Genomic DNA, 4,783 nt, shown 5'->3' on the forward strand with positions numbered 1-4,783 from the left:
AGCAGAGGGGAGTCCCCTCTGCTTTAGAGCATTATCTAAAAGTACACACTGTAATATAAATTGAAACGCCGTATACGCGAACCGTACGTACGGTGTTGTGAGAGGGGCGAAAATAATACATTTATTTTCCCTCTACTCGATTATGCAACAAACTAGTCAGGATAGTTTAGGAATAAATGATATAATTTGTAATATTGATTTAATTGAAAGGAGTTTGTTGCATATGCCAACCTGTCAGCAATGTGGCTATAAATGGGGTTGGATAGAGGCCTTTTTTAAAATGTTTACCTTTAAAAAGAGGTTAAGTTGTTCATCCTGTGATTCATCCCAATACGTTTCCAAGAAAACAAGAAAGCTATTAAGCCTATTTATATTTATAACTTTATTGATCGTACCTTTAATATCATTTGGTGTACCTAAAGGTTATGCCTTAGTTTTTGAAATAGTTGCGTATGCTTTAGTGATTATTATGATGCCATTTATATATAAGTTAAGTAACAAGGATGAACCGATGTGGTAGTCATTTAAACAACGGCGTAAGCTTAAGATAGGAGCTGTCTTTAAGGCAGCTTTTTATTAATGTAAATATCGGGGGAGTTTAGAAGAAGGGAGGAGTCAAAATGAATCAGAATATTGGTACAGAAGAAGCGATTAAAAGGTGGGATAGTTTCGCGGATACATATTCTGCAAATCATACCGAGCAAGGAGATCTTCATAAACAAGTTTTTTTGAATCCAACTTTATTATCACTTATGGAAACGGTGAGGAATAAAAACGTTTTAGATGCCGGGTGTGGTGAGGGGTATTTAAGTGGATGTTAGCGAGGTCCGAAGCAACTGTAACGGCTGTGGATTATTCATCACGGATGATAGAAATTGCTAAGGGAAGAACCCCGAATGATTTGTTGATTGATTATAGGCAGGGGAATTGTGAGGACTTGTATTGCTTAGAAGATAAACGTTTCGATTTAATAGTATCAAATATGGTTATTCAAGATCTTGCAGATTACGAAAAAGCATTTCAGGAAATGTATCGTTTATTAGTAGATGGAGGCTGTTTTATATTTTCGATTTTGCATCCTTGTTTTGTTACTCCAGAGAGTGGTTGGGAGAAAACGAAAAGCGGTAAAAAACTGCATTGGAACGTAGATAAGTATTTTTATGAAGGAGTGTATGAACAACGTTTAGGTGATAAAGAAAAAATGCTATTCTTTCATAGAACATTAACAAGTTATATAAACACTTTAATCAAAACAGGTTTTATTTTAGAAAGCATAATAGAACCTAAGCCATCAAAAGAGATGTTAGAAAAATATCCTTCATTTGAAGAAGATTTCAGATGTGCTGATTTTATAGTTTTTAAACTAAAAAAGTAAAGGTGAATCTTAATATTAGAAAATCAACGAGAGGAAGGTGTACATGGTGGGGAGAAATTACAGAATGATGAATGAGGTCTTAACAAATGTCCAGTAAAACATATCAAATGAACCAGAGTTATGTAGATTCTCAAGAAAAACAAAAAATGTTATACAAACGTACATTGATTATTATAAGTATTTCACAAATTTTTGGCGGTGCCGGTTTAGCGGCTGGAGTTACGGTGGGGGCACTTCTTGCACAACAAATGCTTGGCACAGATGCATTTGCTGGAGTGCCATCGGGTTTATTTACATTGGGATCTGCCGGGGCTGCTTTAATCGTAGGGAGACTTTCTCAACGTTACGGCCGCCGTACAGGTCTAACAGCTGGTTTTATGATAGGTGGACTTGGAGCTATAGGAGTCATAATGGCAGCCATCATAAATAGCGTTTTCCTTTTATTTGCTTCCCTGCTCATCTATGGTGCAGGAACAGCGACAAATTTACAAGCTCGTTACGCTGGTACGGACTTGGCTAACAATAAACAGCGAGCCACTGCCATCAGTATTACCATGGTGTTTACTACATTTGGTGCAGTTGCCGGTCCGAATTTAGTGAATGTAATGGGGGATTTTGCTCTTTCTATTGGCGTTCCTTCACTCGCTGGTCCTTTCATTTTATCAGCGGCAGCATTTATCTTAGCAGGTCTTGTCCTTTTCGTTTTGCTTCGCCCGGACCCATTAGTTATAGCAAGAGCAATAGAAGCGTCCAAACAAGAAAGTAAGCGATTAGGATATTCGGCTGATACTGAACAAATGGTAAACAAAAGAGGAATTATTGTTGGTGCGACAATTATGGTTCTTACTCAAATTGTAATGGTGGCCATTATGACCATGACGCCAGTTCATATGAGGCATCATGGACATGACTTGGGTGAAATAGGTCTCGTTATTGGATTTCATATAGCTGCCATGTATCTTCCTTCACTGGTTACAGGTGTCCTTGTTGATAAGTTTGGCCGTACTGCCATGGCTATTGCCTCTGGAGCTACGCTGCTTCTGGCCGGTTTAATATCGGCGATTGCACCAGGTGATTCTATGATTCTCCTAGTTATTGCCCTTTCTTTACTTGGATTAGGATGGAATTTCGGTTTAATAAGTGGGACGGCTCTTATTGTTGATTCAACCGACACTTCAAATCGGGCTAAAACCCAAGGTACAGTGGATGTTTTAATTGCATTATCAGGAGCCTCTGGTGGAGCCTTATCTGGAATGATTGTGGCCGGTTCAAGTTATACAGCCTTATCATTTATCGGAGGGTTATTATCTCTATTATTGATTCCAGTGGTTATCTGGTCTCGGGGAAGTGAAAAATAAAAAGAAGCCATATAATAAGTAAAAAAAGTCATTTCCTATCGTACAGGAAACGGCTTTTGAAAGTCATTTTGGAACGCTTGAAACGTTTGCCCCTTTTTTGCCATACAAAAAATCCCCTCCATCCTCGAAGGGTTGCTCTGTTTTGTGCAATAGCATTGGAGAAATAAACAAAGTTTACCACCTCATAATTATTGTAGCATTGATTGATGAGCAATCTGTAGATTATAATAATAATAGGAATACTACAAATGTACATATAAATTCATAAGAACTAACGGGTTGGGGGAGAAATTATGATGAAAAAACTAGCAAAGGCATTAACCGTAGGAGTATTAGCTCTAGGATTACTGGCAGGAGTTGGAGCAAATAAAGGAGAAGCTGCAACAGTAACAAAGCCGATCGGTTCAACTTTCTATAAGAGCGCCTTAGTAGGTACTACCTATAAGGTTCAAGATTATAAAGGTAATACAATTAATGCAAAAACAACTAAAGCTGTAACGTTAACTCCATATGCAACAAATAAAAACTTTTCATATGCTACAGTAACATTTGTAGATTATGATAAAGTAGGAACAAAGTGGGTCAAGTATACAAAAACAGCCAAAGGATATTTCTTTACTCCTATTAAAAATGGTATAACTTACAATGAATATACGAATGTAAAAAAAGGAATGACTTATAATCAAACGGTATCTATCACAGGTGAATATATGAAATTAGATTCAACATATACCTATGGCGGCATTACCCAAAAAGATTATACCTGGAGCCGTTACAGTGACACTAATGACACACATTTTTATACGGTTTTTGAAAACAACAAGTTAACATACAAAAGCTATTCTGTAAGTGAATATTAATAACAAAAAAGCCCCTCTCGTGTGAGAAGGGCTTTTTATTTTTATTATTCCAAATATAAAAATTGTTTCTTTTTCATTTAGGTGAATTTTGACATTGTGAGGGGAGAGGTGAAGTTTTGGAAAATAAAAGAAAATTGAACAAACAAGAAGCAATACCTTTGATATTGACTGTTGTTTAGTTATAGCTGCATTACTGGTTTTTTTATCGGCAGATCGATAACGAATATAGATTTAAGGATATCGATTTTTATTTTTTTTAATTGATATTGGATTTTTAGTGGCTTTGATTTTGGGAACCAAGGCAAAGCAATTTGGTATAAGAGTAATCAGCGTTTTATCAAAGCTTTCGGGACCATAAAGCAGGTTTTAGCCATAATAAATCCAAATGATTAATTTTAGGTGCTTTAGGAGCTGTCTTTAAGGCAGCTTTTTCTTAATGAACTAAAGGGGCAGGATTGTTGAAAAAGGAATGCAACCTATGTTTGTCTAAATAGTAATATTTAACAATGTTTAGGCATTGCTCTAATAGTATTTTAACAGTTACATTATTTTCTAAATGGGGAGGGGCATTTTTGCAAACTTTTTTTAGATATAACTGGATGGTAAGAGAAGACTGGTATCGTTGGTGTGAAGAGTTAAGTGAAGAAGAAATTCTGCGGAACCGAACGGGTGGAATGGGAAGTATATTGCATACACTTTTCCATATTGTTGATGTCGAATGGAGCTGGATACGTCTCTTGCAAGGTAAAACTGACTTTCAGGAGAGTTTCGATAGTTATAAAAGCTTGAACAAAGTTCGGAAATTGGACGCTGAATTTCATTTAGAAGTGGAAAACTTTGTGAACAACTGGGATGCTAGTATGGAAAATCAATTATTTTATGATACCTTGCAGGATGGAAGAATTGTGACGGATACTTGGGGTGAAATAATGCGACATACTATTGCTCACGAAATTCACCATATAGGGCAATTATCAATTTGGGCAAGGGAATTAGGGAAAAAGCCTGTTTCTGCAAACCTTATAGGTCGGGGTCTTTCCTCTCATTCCATATAAATAATTCAAATAGATATTAATTTAGTCGGTTTCTATATATATTGAGTGAAGTCCTTCAATTAGAGATCGCCTTTTCGATGTTCTGCTGCTGGTCAGTTTTGTTAAGCAAAATCAGTTTGTGAAGAATTGTATTTA

Annotated in this window: 4 protein-coding genes and 1 pseudogene; all 5 read left to right on the top strand. The window is 36.3% G+C overall.

All coding sequences use genetic code 11. The features are described 5' to 3' along the window. Nucleotides 1–223: 223 nt before the first annotated feature. The 5 genes and pseudogenes from AC1DIV_RS29520 to AC1DIV_RS29540 all read left to right on the top strand — a co-directional run bounded on the left by AC1DIV_RS29520 (nucleotide 224) and on the right by AC1DIV_RS29540 (nucleotide 4,648). Nucleotides 224–520 (top strand): TIGR04104 family putative zinc finger protein, encoded by a 297-nt coding sequence (locus AC1DIV_RS29520; RefSeq protein WP_477577932.1) that lies wholly within the window; start codon nucleotides 224–226, stop codon nucleotides 518–520. Between the two features lie 100 nt (nucleotides 521–620). After that, nucleotides 621–1,375 (top strand): annotated as a pseudogene (locus tag AC1DIV_RS29525) (class I SAM-dependent methyltransferase). A gap of 86 nt (nucleotides 1,376–1,461) precedes the next feature. Further along, entirely contained in the window at nucleotides 1,462–2,733 is a 1,272-nt protein-coding gene (locus tag AC1DIV_RS29530) for an MFS transporter (RefSeq protein WP_340877695.1), read from the top strand. A 293-nt stretch (nucleotides 2,734–3,026) separates the two neighbouring features. Then, on the top strand, nucleotides 3,027–3,593 hold the full coding sequence (locus tag AC1DIV_RS29535) for a hypothetical protein (protein WP_262871223.1): 567 nt from the start codon (nucleotides 3,027–3,029) through the stop codon (nucleotides 3,591–3,593). Between the two features lie 572 nt (nucleotides 3,594–4,165). Further along, the gene (locus AC1DIV_RS29540) at nucleotides 4,166–4,648 is read left to right on the top strand and encodes a DinB family protein (protein WP_034304673.1); all 483 of its coding nucleotides are present in this window, start codon (nucleotides 4,166–4,168) and stop codon (nucleotides 4,646–4,648) included. Nucleotides 4,649–4,783 lie beyond the last annotated feature (135 nt).

The organism is Peribacillus sp. 05N428, from assembly GCF_056397085.1.